17 protein-coding genes and 1 pseudogene are annotated in these 17,757 nt (G+C 59.5%); 6 read left to right on the top strand and 12 right to left on the bottom strand.

Annotation, left to right across the window (positions count from 1 at the left end; all coding sequences use genetic code 11):
- Positions 1–38: 38 nt before the first annotated feature.
- From B723_RS23135 to B723_RS23120, 4 genes are all read right to left on the bottom strand, one after another.
- Positions 39–656: a DNA-3-methyladenine glycosylase family protein gene (locus B723_RS23135; RefSeq protein WP_017338235.1), complete on the bottom strand. Its 618-nt coding sequence runs from the start codon at positions 654–656 to the stop codon at positions 39–41.
- Between the two features lie 84 nt (positions 657–740).
- Positions 741–1,823: a bifunctional transcriptional activator/DNA repair enzyme AdaA gene (locus B723_RS23130; protein WP_017338236.1), complete on the bottom strand. Its 1,083-nt coding sequence runs from the start codon at positions 1,821–1,823 to the stop codon at positions 741–743.
- A 242-nt stretch (positions 1,824–2,065) separates the two neighbouring features.
- The gene (locus B723_RS23125; protein ID WP_017338237.1) at positions 2,066–3,199 is read right to left on the bottom strand and encodes an aminotransferase class V-fold PLP-dependent enzyme; all 1,134 of its coding nucleotides are present in this window, start codon (positions 3,197–3,199) and stop codon (positions 2,066–2,068) included.
- A 498-nt stretch (positions 3,200–3,697) separates the two neighbouring features.
- Positions 3,698–4,183, bottom strand: coding sequence for a hypothetical protein (locus B723_RS23120; protein WP_017339085.1), 486 nt, complete (start codon positions 4,181–4,183; stop codon positions 3,698–3,700).
- 599 nt (positions 4,184–4,782) lie between these two features.
- On the opposite strand from B723_RS23120, the gene B723_RS23115 reads away from it, so the two are divergent.
- Positions 4,783–5,337: a GNAT family N-acetyltransferase gene (locus B723_RS23115; protein WP_017338238.1), complete on the top strand. Its 555-nt coding sequence runs from the start codon at positions 4,783–4,785 to the stop codon at positions 5,335–5,337.
- 150 nt (positions 5,338–5,487) lie between these two features.
- On the opposite strand, the pseudogene B723_RS33780 reads toward B723_RS23115, so the two are convergent.
- Positions 5,488–5,574, bottom strand: a pseudogene (locus tag B723_RS33780) (DUF393 domain-containing protein); the annotation flags it as partial.
- 328 nt (positions 5,575–5,902) lie between these two features.
- Here B723_RS33780 and B723_RS23110 point away from each other — a divergent pair.
- Both B723_RS23110 and B723_RS23105 read left to right on the top strand, forming a co-directional pair.
- Entirely contained in the window at positions 5,903–6,454 is a 552-nt protein-coding gene (locus tag B723_RS23110; protein WP_017338239.1) for a chalcone isomerase family protein, read from the top strand.
- A gap of 19 nt (positions 6,455–6,473) precedes the next feature.
- Positions 6,474–6,998 (top strand): DUF3833 domain-containing protein, encoded by a 525-nt coding sequence (locus B723_RS23105; protein ID WP_017338240.1) that lies wholly within the window; start codon positions 6,474–6,476, stop codon positions 6,996–6,998.
- A 153-nt stretch (positions 6,999–7,151) separates the two neighbouring features.
- Here B723_RS23105 and B723_RS23100 read toward each other — a convergent pair whose 3' ends face one another.
- From B723_RS23100 to B723_RS23090, 3 genes are all read right to left on the bottom strand, one after another.
- Positions 7,152–7,982, bottom strand: coding sequence for a type 1 glutamine amidotransferase domain-containing protein (locus B723_RS23100; RefSeq protein ID WP_017338241.1), 831 nt, complete (start codon positions 7,980–7,982; stop codon positions 7,152–7,154).
- Between the two features lie 234 nt (positions 7,983–8,216).
- Complete coding sequence (locus B723_RS23095) at positions 8,217–8,576, bottom strand: DUF6124 family protein (protein WP_017338242.1); 360 nt, start codon at positions 8,574–8,576, stop codon at positions 8,217–8,219.
- Between the two features lie 382 nt (positions 8,577–8,958).
- On the bottom strand, positions 8,959–9,855 hold the full coding sequence (locus B723_RS23090) for a DMT family transporter (protein WP_017338243.1): 897 nt from the start codon (positions 9,853–9,855) through the stop codon (positions 8,959–8,961).
- A gap of 103 nt (positions 9,856–9,958) precedes the next feature.
- Here B723_RS23090 and B723_RS23085 point away from each other — a divergent pair, with 103 nt between their 5' ends.
- Complete coding sequence (locus B723_RS23085; protein WP_017338244.1) at positions 9,959–11,290, top strand: PLP-dependent aminotransferase family protein; 1,332 nt, start codon at positions 9,959–9,961, stop codon at positions 11,288–11,290.
- Positions 11,291–11,375: 85 nt separating this feature from the next.
- Positions 11,376–11,963, top strand: a complete 588-nt coding sequence (locus tag B723_RS23080) for a LysE family translocator (protein WP_017338245.1) — start codon at positions 11,376–11,378, stop codon at positions 11,961–11,963.
- 166 nt (positions 11,964–12,129) lie between these two features.
- On the opposite strand, the gene B723_RS23075 is transcribed toward B723_RS23080, so the two are convergent.
- The 4 genes from B723_RS23075 to B723_RS23060 form a co-directional block, all read right to left on the bottom strand.
- Positions 12,130–12,963, bottom strand: coding sequence for an AraC family transcriptional regulator (locus B723_RS23075; RefSeq protein WP_017338246.1), 834 nt, complete (start codon positions 12,961–12,963; stop codon positions 12,130–12,132).
- A 108-nt stretch (positions 12,964–13,071) separates the two neighbouring features.
- Positions 13,072–15,552, bottom strand: coding sequence for a TonB-dependent siderophore receptor (locus tag B723_RS23070; RefSeq protein ID WP_017338247.1), 2,481 nt, complete (start codon positions 15,550–15,552; stop codon positions 13,072–13,074).
- Between the two features lie 102 nt (positions 15,553–15,654).
- Positions 15,655–16,638 carry a FecR domain-containing protein gene (locus tag B723_RS23065; RefSeq protein ID WP_017338248.1) on the bottom strand — a complete coding sequence of 328 codons (984 nt, stop codon included), beginning with the start codon at positions 16,636–16,638 and terminating at the stop codon, positions 15,655–15,657.
- A 4-nt stretch (positions 16,639–16,642) separates the two neighbouring features.
- On the bottom strand, positions 16,643–17,167 hold the full coding sequence (locus B723_RS23060; RefSeq protein ID WP_017338249.1) for a sigma-70 family RNA polymerase sigma factor: 525 nt from the start codon (positions 17,165–17,167) through the stop codon (positions 16,643–16,645).
- 280 nt (positions 17,168–17,447) lie between these two features.
- On the opposite strand from B723_RS23060, the gene B723_RS23055 reads away from it, so the two are divergent.
- The gene (locus tag B723_RS23055) at positions 17,448–17,696 is read left to right on the top strand and encodes a hypothetical protein (RefSeq protein ID WP_017338250.1); all 249 of its coding nucleotides are present in this window, start codon (positions 17,448–17,450) and stop codon (positions 17,694–17,696) included.
- Positions 17,697–17,757 lie beyond the last annotated feature (61 nt).

Raw genomic sequence — 17,757 nt, 5'->3', positions numbered from 1 at the left:
GCGATCGCTAGCCTGCTAGCGATGAACGATAACGCGGTCTACTTGTTGGTCACCCGCCACAAATACCACGCCGCCACCGTCCGATAAGGACTCCACCCCAACCCGATCTCTACCATCTGTTTACGCGTCGGCTGCACTTCCAGACCTTTCAACCGCCGATACCCCTCACGCACCCCGAAGTCATCGGCCGGCAAAATATCCGGCCGCTCCAGGCTGTAGATCAGCAGCATCTCAACCGTCCAGCGGCCAACCCCGCGCAACGTGATCAACCGCTCGATCAACGCCTCATCATCCATCGCCAACGCCGTTGCATAATCGGGTACCACACCGTCCAGCGCCGCTTGAGCGATGCCCTGAATCGTCGCAATCTTGCTCGCCGAAAAGCCGCACCCGCGCAGCTGATCAAAACCGGTCGCCAGAATCTGATCAGGGCGCGGAAACGCCGTCGAAGGAAACAGCGCCAGCAACCGACCGACAATCGCATCCCCGGCTTTGGCGTGCAGTTGTTGATAGGCAATCGCCCGCACCAGCGACTCATACGGATCGCGCGCCGCATGCGGCTGGTGCAGACAGGGTCCGATGGCCGCGATGTGACGCGCCCAGTCATCATCAATGGCCCTGAGAAACGCCGTCGCTGGCAAGTAAGGATCGGTCAAGCGTTCACCCCAGGTTTAAGCACTGCGGAATGGCTGTTCGAGCGTGTTCATCGAATGTCCTTCTTCATGAAAAACACCGAAGCGTCAGAACGCAAGTTGTCGTGTGACCTGCACCGCCGCGTTTTCCAGCCTGAGCAGAAACGCCTTGCGCGGTTGTCCTCCACCATAGCCCGTCAATGAGCCGTCCGCACCGATCACCCGGTGGCAGGGCAAGACAATCGAAATCCGGTTGTGCCCGTTGGCCAAACCCACGGCGCGGCTGGCACCGGGCTTGCCCAACAGCGCAGCGATGGTGCCGTAGGTGCTGGTCTGGCCGTAGGGGATTTTCGCCAGTTCGGCCCAGACCTGCCGGGAGAACTCGGAGCCAGGCAAGTGCAGCGGCACCTTGAATTCGGTCAGTTTGCCGGCGAAATACTGGGCCAGCTCTGTTTCGATCTGCTGCAAGTGTGCATTGTGTCCCGGCGCCACGGCATAACCATGACGGTTCTGCAGGGCTTCGACTTCCCGGGTCAGCGCCGGTCGGTCGAGAAACTCCAGCAACACCAGCCCGCGCCGTTCGGCCATGGCGATCATCGGCCCCAGCGGCGTGGTCAGGCGCGTGAACAGCAAAGGCTCGCTATTGGCCGCACGACCGGGGGGGATGTGGAAGGATTTTTGAAAGGCGTCGCGAAAGCCGCTCAGGGATTCGTAACCGGAATCGAACGCCGCGCTGTCGATGGAATCGCCCTGCCTGATCCCGCCCAGCGCCATGCCCAGGCGGCGGGTGCGCAGCCAGGCGTGAAAGGTCATGCCGAAATGTTGTTTGAACCAGCGCCGCAGCTTCAGCGGCTCGATGCCCTCGGCCTGCAACTGGGCATCGCTCCAGCGCAGCTCGGGATCGGCGTCCACCGACTGGAGCAGCTTCTGCACCCAGTCCGGAGCAATGGCGGCCGCGTCCAGCGGTTTGCAACGCAGGCAGGCGCGATAGCCGGCGGACAGGCAGTCATCGGCATGGGCGAAGAACTCGACGTTCTCCGGTTTCGGTTTGCGCGCCGTGCAGCTGGGGCGGCAGAAGATGCCGGTGGTTTTGACCGCAGTAAAAAACACCCCCTCGTAGGTGGTGTCTCGTTCGAGCATGGCGCGAACCATCTCGGCGTGGGGCGGAAGCATCGCGTTTTGTAGGTTCATGGGGTGAGCATAGGGCGCGAGGCCTCAGGCCTCCACCGGAAAATCGACAGGAAATTTTTGATGCTTGTCATCACAGGTTAACCCCCCTGCAGGAGCGAGCTTGCTCGCGATGGTCTTAAGGATAATGCGTGTTTTCTGGCTACACGCGGCGCTCCTGAATTCATCGCGAGCAAGCTCGCTCCCAGGCAGGATACCTTCCTGGCATTCACACGTTCGGCATGTGCTGCGGGCAAAAGGAGGGCTTAGTTAGCCATCACCTCGTCCAGCGCCTGCTCGAGGGTACTGACCGTGCGCTCGATATTGTGCAGCTTTTCGAGTCCGAACAGACCGATGCGGAAGGTCTGGAAGTCGGCCGGCTCGTCGCATTGCAACGGCACTCCGGCGGCGATCTGCAGGCCGTGATTGGCAAATTTCTTACCGCTCTTGATGTCGGCATCATCGGTGTAGCTCACCACTACGCCAGGGGCCTGAAAGCCGGCTGCCGCCACGCTCTTGATGCCTTTGCCGGTCAACATTGCGCGCACCCGATCACCCAGAGCCTGTTGTTCGCCGCGGACCTTGTCGAAACCGTAGGCTTGCGTCTCTTTCATCACTTCGTTAAATCGCGCCAGGGCATCGCTGGGCATGGTCGCATGGTAGGCATGTCCGCCCTGTTCGTAGGCCTGCATGATCTGCAGCCACTTTTTCAGGTCGCAGGCGAAGCTGCTGCTCTGCGTCTGTTCGATGCGCTCGAGGGCCAGGGAACTGAACATCACCAGGGCGCAGCAAGGGGAGGCGCTCCAGCCTTTCTGCGGTGCGCTGATCAGCAGGTCGACTGCGCAATTGTGCATATCAACCCAAAGCGTGCCTGAGGCGATGCAGTCCAGCACGAACAGGCCACCCACCGCATGCACGGCGTCGCCGACGGCCCGCAGGTACTCGTCGGGCAGGATAATGCCTGATGAGGTTTCAACGTGGGGGGCGAAGACAATCTGCGGCTTCTGCGCCTGAATGGCTGCCAGCACTTCGTCCAGAGGGGGTGGGGCGTAGGCTGCCTGGCGACCCGTGTCGACCGGTCGGGCTTTCAGCACCGTGGTGGCCGCCGGGATGTGGCCCATCTCAAGGATCTGGCTCCAGCGATAACTGAACCAGCCGTTGCGTATCACCAGGCATTGCTGGTCGGTGGCAAACTGTCGCGCCACCGCTTCCATGCCGAATGTGCCGCTGCCCGGGACCACCGCAACCGCCTGGGCGTTGTAGACCTGTTTCAGGGTCTTGGAAATGTTCTTCATCACGCCTTGAAATGACTGCGACATGTGGTTGAGCGAGCGGTCGGTGTAGACCACCGAGTACTCGACCAGCCCTTCGGGATCGATACTGGGATAGAGCTTTGACATGGGGTGACTCCTTGGCAGAGATCTCAGTGATATCGACCCTGCCCTAAGCCTTGGCAAATGACAAGATTGCTTGGGGTTGAATGGCGACTTCGGTTGAGCGGCTGGCATTGATCAGACCGACTGCTGGACGTAACGATGCTCGCAGGTGGCTGCTGAGTTGTGGGAGGGTGGGGCTGATAGGTTCCTTCCTCCTTACGTTCGGTCGATGACGACTTGTTACGAAGGGCAGCAATCGGCCGATTCTGTTGAAAAAGTCGGCCATGGTTTCCACGGCAGAAAAGTACGCGCTTGAGATTGAATTCTTTACTTTGAGCAGAGGATTCCGGGTTCAGATTTCGCGTAGCAGCGCGCAAAAAAGGTGTTTTCAGCGGTCAGTATCCAGGCCGCTTGGAAGAACCGACTTTTTCAACAGAATCGGCCAGAAGCGGACGCTCTCCAGTGTCTACTTAATCAGCGGTGATTCAGGGGCTGGGGGGGTATACATAGTTGATTGCCAAGCTAATCCCCAAGCTCGAATTGCTGAAACCCCACGCGCCTGACGTAAACCCAAAAGTTATCCTTTGGCTCATATTGCTCCATGCAAACACTGTGTTCCTGGCACAGTTCATCTTCGTCGATAAGGATGCGATCCCAATCGAAGTCAGGGTTCTTGGAAATGGTATAGCTAGGGTAAGGTTTGTCGAGATCGAAGTGGATCGAGTACACGAACAACGGAGATTCCCACGGCATGTGGGTTTCGTACAACCGCATCAGTTCGGGCATCTGTGTTTTACAGTGCTGTTCGGCAAACGTCAGTGCCTGGGGCAAATCATCCCACGTAGCCTTGACCGCGCGTTGCGCAGCGGCGAGCCTGGCGTAAGGTGGCTCGTCATTGTGGTGCTGGACGTAAATCAATCGGCTGCCGAACTGGAATTCGCATTGCCAGACACCCGAGGGAGCACGCCAGTGGCCAAGCATGGATTCGGTCAGTAGATTGATGTCCATATCGGTACCACACAGATGGAAAGGTGCTCAGTTTACCCTCTCAAGTATCAGCCTGGGAATGCGTAGGCGTTTGGGCTATTTGTCCGACATCCACGGGATCTGACCGGCAGCTTTGGGTCGATTCTGTTGAAAAAGTCGGCCATGGTTTCCACGGTAGAAAAGTACGCGCTTGAGATTGAAATCTTTACATTGAGCAGTGGATTCCGGGTTCAGATTTCGCGTAGCAGCGCGCAAAAAAGGTGTTTTCAGCGGTCAGTATCCAGGCCGCTTGGAAGAACCGACTTTTTCAACAGAATCGGTCGTTTTCTGCCTCTCGCGACGGGCAGAATTCGGCCGATTTGTTGAAAAAGTCGGCCCTGGTTTCCAAGGCAGAGAATTACGCGCTTGAGATTGAAATCTTTACCTTGAGCAGAGGATTCCGGGCTCAGATTTCGCGTAGCTGCGCGCAAAAAAGGGATTTTCAGCAGTCAGTACGCGGGCAGTCTGGAAGAACCGACTTTTTCAACAGAATCGGCCAAGTGTAGACACTCGACAAAGGCGCGATTGCTTTAGGAAAGTATTGGCAAAACCTGCGACGACTCTTACCAAGGACTTATGCTATGGATTGCCCCCCAAAGCTATACACCAGCCGTCTTATCCTCACGCCACTGCAAATGACTGATGCAGCCGCGATACAAGAGCTGTTTCCCCAATGGGAAGTGGTCCGCTACCTTGACAGCCGTGTGCCATGGCCGTACCCGCAGGATGGTGCGCTGGTTTACGTTCGCGATGTCGCTCTTCCCGCCATGGCTAGAGGGCAAGAGTGGCACTGGATGATTCGCACGCGCGCGCAACCTGAGCGCAGCATCGGGAGCATCAGCCTGTATGACCAGCCAGGTAACCATAGGGGGTTCTGGCTCGCGCCTCTGTGGCAAGGCAACGGCTATATGCGCGAAGCTTGCGAGGTCGTCAACGCGTACTGGTTCGCGACATTATTACGTCCGGTCATGCAGGTGCCCAAGGCTGTCGCCAACCACGCTTCGCGCAAGGTATCCCAACATGAAGGCATGCGGATGATCGGGACGCGGAACGGGCATTTTGTCTCGGGGCCCATGCAGGTCGAAGTCTGGGAGATCACACGTAGCGAGTGGCTCGGCGCGCGCGCTGAAACTTGACCCGAAATTTGTTCCGGTCCGAGTGACAGGCTGCTATCGGGTCGATTTCAGCCGATTGCCAATGGCCAAAAACGGCCCATTGCAGAGGTCAACAAATCACCGCCGGGCGTCTATGGCATGCCGCCGTAGGAAGTTTATTTCTTGAGCTCAGAGCGGACATTCACCGTCAAAGTAAAGCGTGAGTGGCCACTGCTTTTTATTGTACGAGTCGGATAAGTTTGTATATGTTTTGTGCAAAATAGGCCTGAAAAGCCAACTGACGATGGCAACTTCAGCACATATTGCTGACCTCCAGATCACCAGACGACGCTGCCGGCACATCAACGCGTGCCGAAGCCAACCCTTGGCACCACACATTGGTGAAATCTTTTCGTCAAAGTGTGCCTCGCACTCGCCTCATTTTTTCGGCGCAGATGGCGTTCGAATGCGTGGAAATCGAATCATTTGACCGGGGCTGTGGTGTCCGTTTTTTGTCGGCACAGTCGAGTTTGAGACATTAGCTGTACAAAATCAGTATTTGGTATAACTTTTAAAGGCGCCTATTGAGTCATATCGAGGGCTTTGCATGGCTAGTCAGACGGTTCGCTTAATCCGCCACGCTATCTGTTTTGTTCTGATGCTCCAGAGCGCTGAGCTATTGGCTGATTGGCGCGAGGCTATTCCCAATGCTCGTCGGCTGGGTTACGGGGAGATGCGCGTATTCGGGTTTTCCATTTACAGCGCGCAGTTCTGGAGTTCACGCCTCATTGCCGGTGAAACGCCGGCTGCGGATGTGCCTTTTGCGCTGGAGCTGACCTACAGTCGCGCTATTAGTCGCGATGATCTGGTTGAGGCCAGCATCAAGGAAATCCGTCGGCTGTCGCCCAACACTCAGAATTCAGAGCTGATGGCTCGTTGGGAGTCGGAGATGTTTCAGGCGTTTGTCGATGTGCGTGCCGGTGACCGCATCACCGGCGTTTATATGCCCGGAGAGGGCGCACGTTTTTACGTCGGTGAGAACCTTCGGCATGTCGTGAGAGATGTTGCGTTCGCCAAAGCCTTTTTTGCGATATGGCTTGACCCCCGAACCCGCAACCCGGAGCTGCGCGCCCAATTGCTGGGTGCCGCTAAACCCTGAGACCGTTGAGGAAATGCACATGTTGAAGATAGGGTTACTGCTGCTTTGCATTGGCCTTGCAAGTTGCAGCCGGGTGGATGTGCAAACCTACAGCCAGGAGACGCCCACGCTTGAGTTGCGAGAATTTTTCGAGGGTCGGGTTGAAGCCTGGGGTATGTTTCAAAAGCGTTCCGGCGTAGTCGCCAAGCGTTTCCACGTGGAGATCATCGGCCACTCAGAAGGTGACAGGCTGATACTCGACGAATCATTTACGTACAGCGACGGTACCAAGCAAAAACGAGTGTGGACGTTAACCCCGGTTGGCTCCAGTCAATGGCGCGGAACCGCTGGCGACGTGGTGGGCGAGGCGCTTGGTGAGGTGGCAGGCAATACACTGCGCTGGAAATATGTGCTGAGCCTACCGGTGGATGGCAAGGTGTATCAGGTTCAGTTAGACGACTGGATGTACCTTATGGACAAGAACACGATGATCAATCGCTCGTTCATGACCAAGTTCGGGGTGGAGGTGGGCCAGATCACCTTGTTCTTTCGCAAGCAACCTTGATTCAACACCGGGTCGATTCCGCTCGCGAAGTTGGCGGGCGTCGTCTCCCGACACATAAGCTTGCAGCGTGTCGGGATAGACGGTGGTGCTGGAGCCAAAGCAGATCGGCCCCCAGCACCTACGGCCCGGCTTGCCCGGAACAGCCGCTTGGGATTACTTCAGTTTCGCCAGCATGGCCACGGCGACTGCCTTGGCCGACTGTGGGTTCTGGCCGGAAATGACTTCGCGGTCTTCGATCACGTTCTCGCTCCATGGCTTGGCTTCGGAGAAGTTAGCGCCGGCTGCTGTCAGGCCATCCTGCGGGAACAGTTTCATATGGCCGCCGCCGAGGAAACCTTTGGCCTGTTCCTCTTCCGCGTCGGTGAAGGCGGTGACTTTGTAGCCCTTGTAAATCCAATTGGCTGGCGCTGCCGGCTGTTTGCCCGATTCCAGCGCGGAGACAAAACCGTGCGCGTCCGGGATCGCCGACAACATGGCGATGGTGCCATGGCAGGTGAAGCCGGTGATCTTGCCTTTTTCATGGAAGTTGGTCAGCAGTTGGCCCAGTTGCTTGTCTTTCAGCAGGTCCTGCATCGGGATATGGCCGCCAGGCACGAATACGGCATCGAACTTGTCGTAGCCGATTTTCTGAACCTGCGCGAAGCTGATTGCCGGCGAGTCGCTCTTGGAGGTCAGCTTCAGCGTGGCCAGCAGCGCGAGACTTTCCTGGCGGGCCTTTTCATCGCCGCCCCAGAAGCTCACATCATTGGATTTCTGGTCCGCGGTGGGCGCCTTGCCGCTAGGGGTGGCAAATACGACGGTTTGACCCGCCTCGATGAAGGTCTGCACCGGCTGCATCAATTCGTTCAGGAAAAAACCTGTTTGCATGACTTTGCCGTCTTTCAGGTCCAGTTGAGCCTGATCCGACAGTACAACCAATACCGTGCCGGCGTTGGCATAGTTAGCGGCAGTGGCTAACAGGGCGGCAATGATGGTTTTTTTCACGCGATTCTCCAGTAGGGATGGTTTGATGGGGCCATCTTATTACTAGAGCTGAAAGGGATAGAGCCCCTGAATTGAATTTCACTTATTACATTAAGTAATTAATGGTGAGCGTTTTTCTTGAGCGAAAGACCCTGCGCAACATCGAGTCGATGTGGCTGGTCGGGTGTTTGATGCTTTGCCACAGGTGCCGTGCGGCTTGAGCCGCAGGCACCGTACATTCATGGGAGGCCGTGGCTATTCGATCGGGTCGAGTTGATCCAGCGCCCGGTTGACCGCCAGCTCGCCGAGCATGATGACTTGTGCAATGCCCAACAGGGTGTTGCGACTCGGCCCGTCCATGTGGTCCGCCAGGTCCATGGTCATGACGTTGGCCGAGGCCAGCGACTCACACGCATGGGCCAGCAGGGTTTCGGTATCGAGTTCAGGGTTGACGGTGAACATCTTTGTGATGGTGCGCGGGGTGCCTTTGAGGTCGGCAGCCGACGGGAAATGAAAGTCGAGGGCTCGTTCGGCGGCGTCGTTGAGTTTTTTTGAATCGGGTTCGTACGGGGAAACCGGATCGGTGTCTGGCGGGTTGGGCGTTACTTTGAACATAGGTACAACTCCTTGTGCAGCAACAAACCAGGAGCCATCACCTTCGCTACCAAACGAAGGTGGTGGCCATACGCAGGTTGGTAGACCGGGCACAAGGAAACCGGCGCGCCCGAAGGCGCCCTGTGCATGACCACCATAAAGTCGAGACAAAAAACGCCCCGAATGGTGATGCAATACACCTTGTATAACCCGGGCTACCAAACCCGATCGCTGTTCTTTTCAGCGACCGGAAAACGATAAATCCCAGGTCCAAGGTGCACAAGCCGGCGGATTCTGGCGTACCCGTAGGCAACGGCGCAAGGTCATGTAGCTTTCAGGAAGTAAATCTGATCGCACTTAAACAAGCCGGTTAAACAGCCAGATTCGAACGAAAACAGACCGGTTACTTCGCAAACTTCTTCGCGCCTGCCACACAGAGAATCACCGCCACCGTGACCGCCAGCATGCCAATGCTGACGTGCTCGTGCAGCAACGTCGCCGCCAGCGCCAAGCCAAAAAATGGCTGCAGCAGTTGCAGTTGCCCCACGGCCGCAATCCCGCCCTGCGCCAGCCCGCGATACCAGAACACAAAACCGATCAACATGCTGAACAGCGACACATAACCCAGGCTGAACCACGCCGGCGCACTGATCCCCGAGAACGAAACGGGCTTGAGCCACAAGGTCAACAACGCCATCACCGGCAGTGACAACACCAGCGCCCAGGAAATCACCTGCCAGCCACCGAGTGTCCGGGACAGCTTCGCCCCTTCGGCATAACCGAGGCCGCAGGCCAGGATCGCCGCCAGCATCAGAAGGTCGCCTTCCGGCGAGGCGGTCAGGCCTTGGGACACGGCAAATCCCACCACCAGCACACTGCCCAGCACCGAGAAAAACCAGAACACCGGGCGAGGCCGCTCGCCACCGCGCACCACGCCAAACACGGCGGTCGCGAGCGGCAGCAACCCCACGAAGACGATCGAGTGCGCCGAGGTCACGTATTGCAGGGCCAGCGCCGTCAGCAGTGGAAACCCGACCACCACGCCCATGGCCACGATGACCAGCGGCAGCAACTGGCTGCGCGCCGGACGTTTTTCCTTGAACAGCCACAGCAGGCACAGCGCAAGCACGCCGGCGATGGTGGCCCGGGCAACAGTCAGGAACACCGGATCGAACTCCAGCACCGCGACCCGCGTGGCGGGCAGCGAGCCGCTGAAGATCACCACGCCGATCAGCCCGTTGAGCCAGCCACTGGTGAAGTTTTCCCGAGGCTGGGTGTTCAGATTCGATACGCGTTCCATTGAGGTCACACTCGACAGAGGGTTAATGCGGCGGGTTGCCTTGAACCCATCGTATGGTCGACTATTGAGACAATCAAAAAATTGTCATGGATACATCCCCACTATGCCTCGCTTGCGCTACAAGTCGTTGGTCGACACCTTTGCCGCGGACATCCGTTCAGGACATTTGCCGCCCGGTACGCGCCTGCCCACCCATCGGCATCTCGCCGCTGAGCATGGATTGGCGCTCGTCACGGCCAGCCGCGTGTACGCGGAGCTTGAGGCGATGGGCCTGGTCAGCGGCGAAACGGGACGAGGCACGTTCGTCAGGGAGACGTCGCTCCCGCCCGGTCAGGGTGTCAGCCAGCACGTGGTGGCCGTGGGCATGGCCGACCTCAACTTCAACTACCCGTCATTGCCCGGTCAGGCGGATCTGTTGCGCACGGCCCTGCGCCAGCTCGCGTTATCCGGCGACCTCGAATCCCATCTGCGCTATCAGCCCCATGCCGGGCGCCTGCATGAGCGGGCATCGATTGCGAACCATCTGGGCTCACGTGGATTGAGCGTCCAGGCGGAACAGGTGTTGATCGTCAGCGGTGCTCAACACGGATTGGCGGTGACGATGATGGCGTTGCTCAAACCCGGTGATGTGATCGCCGCGGATGCGTTGACCTACACCGGTTTCAAGGTGCTGGCCGAATCGCTGCACCTGGAAATCGTGCCCATTCCGGCCACGGAAACCGGGCCTGATCTGGAGGCGTTGCAAGCGCTTTGCCGGCGCCGCTCGGTGCGGGCTGTCTACACCATGCCGACTCTGCACAATCCGCTGGGCTGGGTGATGGATATGCAATGGCGCACGCAGTTCGTGTCGATTGCGCGTCAGCATGACCTGTTGATCATCGAAGACGCCGCCTACGCCTTTCTGGTCGAAGACGCCCCGGCACCGTTAGCCGACTTGGCGCCGGAACGGACCGTCTACGTTTCCGGGTTCTCCAAGAATGTCGCCACGGGGCTGCGCGTCGGCTTCATCGCTGCGCCGGTCGAGAAGGTGCCTGCTCTGGAGCGTGCAATCCGGGCCACGACCTGGAACACCCCCGGCGTGATGACCGCGATTGCCTGCGCCTGGATTGACGATGGGACCGTGAGCCAACTGGAAGCGCAAAAGCGCGCGGACGCCCAGGCCCGGCAAGCCATGGCCGCCGAGCTGCTCAAAGGGCTGCGCTGCATGACTCATCCATTTTCGTACTTTCTGTGGCTACCGTTGGCGGAGGACGCCAGAGCGGACCAGATCGCGGTGGAATTGATGCACGAGCAAGTCGCCGTCTCCACCGCCGAGCCGTTTGCGACCTCGGTCCATGTGCCGCATGCGATCCGGCTGGCGCTGGGGTCGGTGGACATGGATTCGCTGCGACAGGCGTTGATCAAAGTGAAGCGGGTGGTCGGCGCGTATGCGTGACGCGGGTGGGCAGTTTTCTTCAATACGGGCGCCGGGCTGCTCTTTACCTTGAGGCCTGGTTCAACTGAATTGAAGAAGGTACGCAATGAGTCTGATTATTTCGATGGCGGCGTTTGCGCTGGTGGCGTCGATCACGCCGGGGCCGGTGAACATTGTGGCGTTGAGTTCCGGCGCGCAGTTCGGTTTTCGCGCCAGCCAGCGGCACGTGGCGGGGGCGACGCTGGGTTTTGTGTTGCTGCTGGTGCTGATGGGGCTGGGGTTGCATGAGGTGTTGCAGCTGTGGCCGGCGCTGACGCGGGTGGTGCAGCTGGCCGGGGTGGCGTTTCTGTTATTCATGGCATGGAAACTGGCGGCGGATAACGGTCAACTCGATGCCAAGGATTCGGCGCGGGCGCCGTCGATGCTGTACGGCGCGGTGATGCAATGGCTCAACCCGAAAGCGTGGCTGGCCTGCGTTGCGGGCATGGGGGCGTTTGTTGCCGACGGCGAGGCACGATTGGTCTGGCAGTTTGCGGCGGTGTATCTGGTGATCTGCTACTTGTCGGTCGGCTGCTGGGCGTACGCCGGGACTTTTTTGCGCGGTTACTTGAATAACCCGGCGGGGATGCGGTTGTTCAATCGGAGCATGGCGGCGTTGCTGGCGATGAGTGCGGTTTATCTGTTGTGGCCTTAAGGGCGCGCTAACCAGCTCTTGTGGCGAGGGAGCTTGCTCCCGCTGGGCTGCGAAGCAGCCCCATTCCCATTATTGCTGAACGACCTTGCAGGCCGATATTACGACGGCTTCGCCGCCGAGCGGGAGCAAGCTCCCTCGCCACAGAGGCACGCGAGTTTTCGCACGGTCAGCCGCGATACTGCCCCGGCGTCGCCGCCAGGTGCTGTTTGAACGCCCGCTGAAAATGCGCCTGATCGGCGAACCCCGCTTCCAGCGCGACGTCGGCGACCAGATGGCCGCTGCGCAGTCGGTCCTGGGCGAACTGAATGCGCCGGTTGACGAGAAAAGCGTGGGGCGTCATGCCGTAATGCTGTTTGAAGGCGCGGATCAGGTACGACGGCGACAGTTGCGCGGCTTCGCAAATGTCTTCGAGCTTGAGCAGTTGCGTGCAGTGGTCGCGGATGTAATCCGCCGCCCGCTCCAGTTTAAAATTGGGTTCGCGCAGCGGTTGATCGCCGGGGTTGAGCTGTTGCTGCACGTCGGTAAAAAACTCGACCGCGGCGCTGTGTTTGCTCAGCACATCTTGCTCCGTGTCGACCAACACCTCATACAACGCCTTCAGGCCGGTAAACAGGCTGGCGTCACCCGTATGGGTGGTGGAAAACCGCCGAAACGCCAGGTCGCTGCTGAACCCCAGCTGATGCTGCAAGTCGGTAAGCCAAGGCGTATCGACATACAACATCAGATACGACCACGGCTGGTCGTCGATCGGGTTGCAGGCGTGGACATCGCCGGGATTCATCAGCACCACCGTGCCGGCGCTGACCTCACACTCCGATTGTTCATGGACATAGGTGCTGCGCCCGGCGGTAATCGCACCGATGGAAAAGTGCTCGTGAGCATGCCGGGTGTAGCAGACCTCACGGCCGTCGGCGATGGAGCGGGCTTCGATGAAGGGCAGGGCGTCGTCGCGCCAGAAGCGCGGGGCCTTGTCAGCGTCTTTGGCAGCGGTGGGCTTCATCGTCAGTGTCCTTGGCAGGTCAGCGTCTGAGTGTATTAGCTCTTGCCGTCAAAGGCTCGTTGCAGCGCCGTGATGTCGAGTTTTTTCATCTGCACCCTCGCGGCCCGGTCAGAAATCCCAGCGGGTGGTCAGTTGCAGGCTGCGCGGTTCGCCATAGAACCCGGTGCCGAAGTTGCCGAGCCCGGTGTAGTAGGTCTTGTCGAACAGGTTCTTCACATTCAGCGTCGTGCTCAAGTGATCGTTGAAGCGGTAGCGCGCCATGACGTCCACCAGGGCGTAGCTGTGCTGGGTGAGCGTCGAGGACTGGCCGAAGTTGACCGTGTCGTCGGGGTTGGGCTGGAACACATTGCCGAAGAATTCGCTCTGCCAGTTCACACCGCCCCCGACGGTGAGTTTTTCCAGTGCGCCCGACAGGCGATACGTGTTGAACACCCGAACGACCTGCTGCGGCGCGGTGGTTTGCAGGATCGAGCCGTAGACGTAATCGCCCTTGGCATCGCGGGTGTGGTTGTAGCTGTAGCCGGCTGACAGGTTCCAGCCATCCATCACTTCGCCCGCCAGTTCGACCTCAAAGCCTTTGGTGGTCGCCCCTTGCACTGCACGGTACACCGACTCGCTATCGACGCCACTGACGTACTCGGCCAGGTTGTCCTGCTCGATACGGAACACGGCAAAACTGGCGTTCAAGCGGCCGCCAACGTATTCGGCCTTGATCCCCGCTTCGTAGCTGTCGCCTTGCACCGGGTCGAGTATTTTGCGCTGGGCATCCTTGCTCATCTGCGGCTGATAGATGCTGGTATAGCTGGTGTACACCGAGTACGTGTCATCGAGGTCGTAGACCAGTCCGGCGTACGGTGTGACCACGCCGGTCTGGTGGTAACGGTCGTGCAGGCCCGGGGAGTTCGGGTCGCTGTAGTCCAGGTCATCGTTGGCCTTGAACTGGCTTACGCGGGTGCCGAGGATGACCGCCAGATCGTCGCTGGGCTTGAGTCGCGTGGCGAGGTAAGCGCCGGTCTGGCGCTGGACAATGTCGTTGTCGCCCACCTTGGCAATGTCCGGTTTCGGGAACTCGCCGCGCCAGTCGTAGATGCTGCCGTCGACGGGCGGGTAGATCGAGCCGTGTACCGGGATGTCCTGGCGGGTGTTCATCGACATGAAGCCGGCGATCAGCTCTTGCTCGCGACCGAACAGGCGGAACGGGCCGGTGAAGTTGACGTCGAGGTTGTCCTGTACCTGATCGCCCTTGAACTGGCCCATGTACATGAACATGCCGTTGCCGCTGACCGGGTCCGGATGGCCGCCGCTGGCCGAGGCGAGGAAGGTGTCGTGCTGGCGGTGCTTGCGGTCGTAGCTGACTTTGAGCGTCCAGTCGTTGGCCAGTTGCTGCTCCACCGAGGCGAAGATCGTCTGGTTGGTGAAGTCGCGACGACTCCAGTCGGTGGCGGGGTTGAACGAGCGGGAAAAACGCGTGCGCGAACCGTCGCTGTTGTACATCGGGAAACCGGTCCAGCTGGCGCCACGGGAGCGGGTGTTCTGCTGGTCGATACCGAAGGTCACGAGGGTGCTCGGCGTCAAGTCTGCCTCGAGGATGCCGTAGGTGATATCGCGGGTGTTGCGGTAGTTGTCCAGGTAGGCGCTGCGATCTTGATACACACCGACGAATCGCCCGCGCACGTTGCCGCTCTCGGTCAGCGGGCCAGCAATGTCACCGGTACTGCGAATGTTGTCCCAGGAACCGACGGCGCCGGTGATCGAGGCCTTGAACGCTTGGGTGGGACGCTTGCGGATCAGGTTGACGGTGGCCGAGGGATCGCCCGAGCCGGTCATCAGGCCGGTGGCACCCTTGATGATTTCGACGCGGTCGAAGGTCGCCATGTCGGTGCTGGTGGTGCCGTAATCGTAGACGCCGTCGTAGTCGGTGTTGACGCCGTCGTACTGGAAGTTGGTGATCGGCAGGCCACGGCTGGAAAACTCCCAGCGTTCGCTGTCGTAGTTCTGCACGCTGATGCCGGGCACGCGACGCAAGGCATCGGCGATGCTGGTGGAGCCCTGATCGTCCAGTTGCTGACGGGTAATGACCGTCACCGACTGCGGCGTTTCCCGCAAGGACAGTGGCAGGCCGGTGGCCGAAGAGGCCGATCCGGTGGTGTAGGAATGGGTGTCTTCGGTAATGGCGCCCAGTGCCTGGCCGGAAATGTTGGTGGCGTCCAGTTCCAGCGAACCCTCTGGGGCTGCTTTGAGCACATAACCGCGGTCGCCCTGAGGCTGAGCCTGCAAGCCGCTGCCCTGTAGCAATTGCTGCAAACCCTGCTGCTCGGTGAACTCGCCATCAAGGCCCGGACTGCGCTTGTCACTGGCCAGATCGTTATGACCGGCGAGGAAAATCCCCGCTTGTTCAGCGAAGCTGTTCAGTACGCTCACCAGCGAACCGGCAGCGATTGTGTAGTAACGCTTGTGGCTGCCTGACTGTTCACTGGCGGCGGATGTTTCGGCCTGAGTGTGCGTCGAAACAAGGCTGAGCAACGCGACCGGAAGGGCCAGGGCCAACGGTCGCAAGGCTAAGCGAGTGCGAATGAAGGCGTCGCGCAAAGGGGTGTTCCCTGGAATCAAATCGAACGGCAATTGAAAGGCTTCACAGGGTTAACCGAACGAGAAACGCAAAAGGGAACTGCGGCGCCAAAAGTTTCTGGCTCACACCTTCGGACCGACGCTGACCCACCACGCCAGGGTTTTCTCCACGCGTATCGGTAAGGCTGCTTCCAGCAGGTGCAGGGCCTGATCGGTGTCCTTGAGCGGGAACGAACCCATGACCGGCAACCCGGCGATGGCAGGGTCGCAGGCCAGATGCCCATGACGGTAGCGGCTCAACTCTTCGATCAACTGGCCCAGCGGCAGGTTATCCGCCAGCAACACGCCGCGACGCCAGGCTTCGCGCCCGGCCGCAGCCTCGGAGGAGGGCGGGAGGTGGCTTTGCGTGAACGCCAATTGGCGTCCGGCCTCAACCACGTGCACCTGGCCCTGAGTGGTTCGGACTTCGACCGCGCCTTCGTAGACGTTGAGCAATGTCTGTTGTTCTTCCTGACGCACACTGAAACGCGTGCCGAGTGCGCGCATCCGGCCCTGGGCGGTTTGCACCAGAAACGGTCGGCGGCTGTCCTTGGCGGTGTCGATCAACACTTCCCCGGCACTCAACAGCAGCAGGCGTTGCGTGGTGTCGAAACGCACATTCAAGGCGCTCAAGGCGTTGAGCCAGACCCGGCTGCCGTCGCTGAGCAGGCTTTCGCGGGTTTCGCCGGTGCCGGTTGAAAGGTCGGCCGTCCAGCGTCCCAAGGCATCCGGCAGCGAAGTGTCGCGCCAGGCGTTCCAGCCCAACAGCCCGCCCGAGGCGAGGATGAGCAGGCTCTTGACCGTTTGCCGACGCGTGATCGGCGAGCGCGCGGTGTTGCGCAGCACCAGGCCGGCAGCCTGCGGCTGATCGTCCTGCAACGCGGCGAAGCGCTGGCCGACACGCTCGACATATCGCCAGGCCGCCTGATGGTCGCCACTTTGCGCCAGCCAGGCTTGCCAGCGCTGACGCTCGTGTTCGCCGACCTGCTGGTCGTTGAGTTGCACATACCATTGCGCCGCCTGTTCGAGGCTGGCATGGCTGATGGAGTTGGAGGCGGCAGAGGGCATGCGCTTACTCGATCAACAGGCCGTCAAGCTCGGCTTCGAGCATCGCGCAATGCATCAGCGCTTGCGCCAGGTACTTTTTCACCATGCGCTCGCACACGCCGATTTCTTCGGCGATGGCGCGGTAGGGCAGGCCGTGCAACTGGGCGAGGATGAACGCGTCGCGCACCCGCGTGGGCAGGCGCATCAGCATGGCGTCCACTTCGTACAGGGTTTCGACGATGATCGCCCGTTGCTCCGGCGACGGTTGAACGGCTTGTGGGCGCGAGGCCAGCGTCTCCAGCCACGCCTGTTCGAGTTGCCGACGGCGCCAGTGATCGATGCACAAGCCCCGGGCGATGGTGGCCAGGTAGGAACGTTCGCGGGTTTCGCAGTCGAACACCTGCGGGCGCTTGAGCACCCGGATGAAGGTGTCATGGGCCAGGTCGGCGGCATCGAACGCGTTGCTCAAGCGACGGCGCAGCAACTCATGCAACCAGCGGTGATGAGTGACGTAGAGGTTCTGAATGCTGGAAGAGTCGGCGACCATCATCGTGAGCACGTGTCCATGGGCGACGGGCGCCTTCGGTGCGAATAAGAATTGGTCGCGATTAAAGCAAAAGGACGGGTTGCGCGCAAATGATATTGGTTCGCTTTTGTGGTGGGGCAGTCTGCATGCAGTCACTATGACATCAACTGGAGTCACATTGACTATTTTCTGATTGGGTCAATTTGACTTCAAAGGTCTTATATCATTGATTTTTAAACATAAAAAACCTGGCACGAAACCTGAAACAACAAACGTACAACTGGTTTGATTCAGGAGTACGAAAATGTTCGCTTACTTCAGCAATCCTCGGAACGTCCTGCATCTGTCGAGCAAAGTCCTGGGCGCGGGCCTGGCGCTGCTGCTGGCGGGGATCTACGGCGCCTATCTTTACGCCGGGCATTTGCCGATTGCGCTACTGGTTTCGATGCATGCCATGACCATCATCGGCCCGACCCTGATCAAGATCGGCTACGTCATGCGCCTGTTGGCCCAGCATCGGTTGGGCACTCGTCAGGTCAGGGTGGTGGCTTGATGCGCCAGCTCGCCGCTGCACCGGTTTTCAACCTTGGCTTTCCTTGATTGCGCTGCAAATG

Source organism: Pseudomonas fluorescens NCIMB 11764, from assembly GCF_000293885.2.
In the GTDB taxonomy this organism is placed as follows: domain Bacteria; phylum Pseudomonadota; class Gammaproteobacteria; order Pseudomonadales; family Pseudomonadaceae; genus Aquipseudomonas; species Aquipseudomonas fluorescens_B.
The sequence above is the reverse complement of the archived record's forward strand: the minus strand, read 5'-3'. Positions and strand labels throughout refer to the sequence as shown.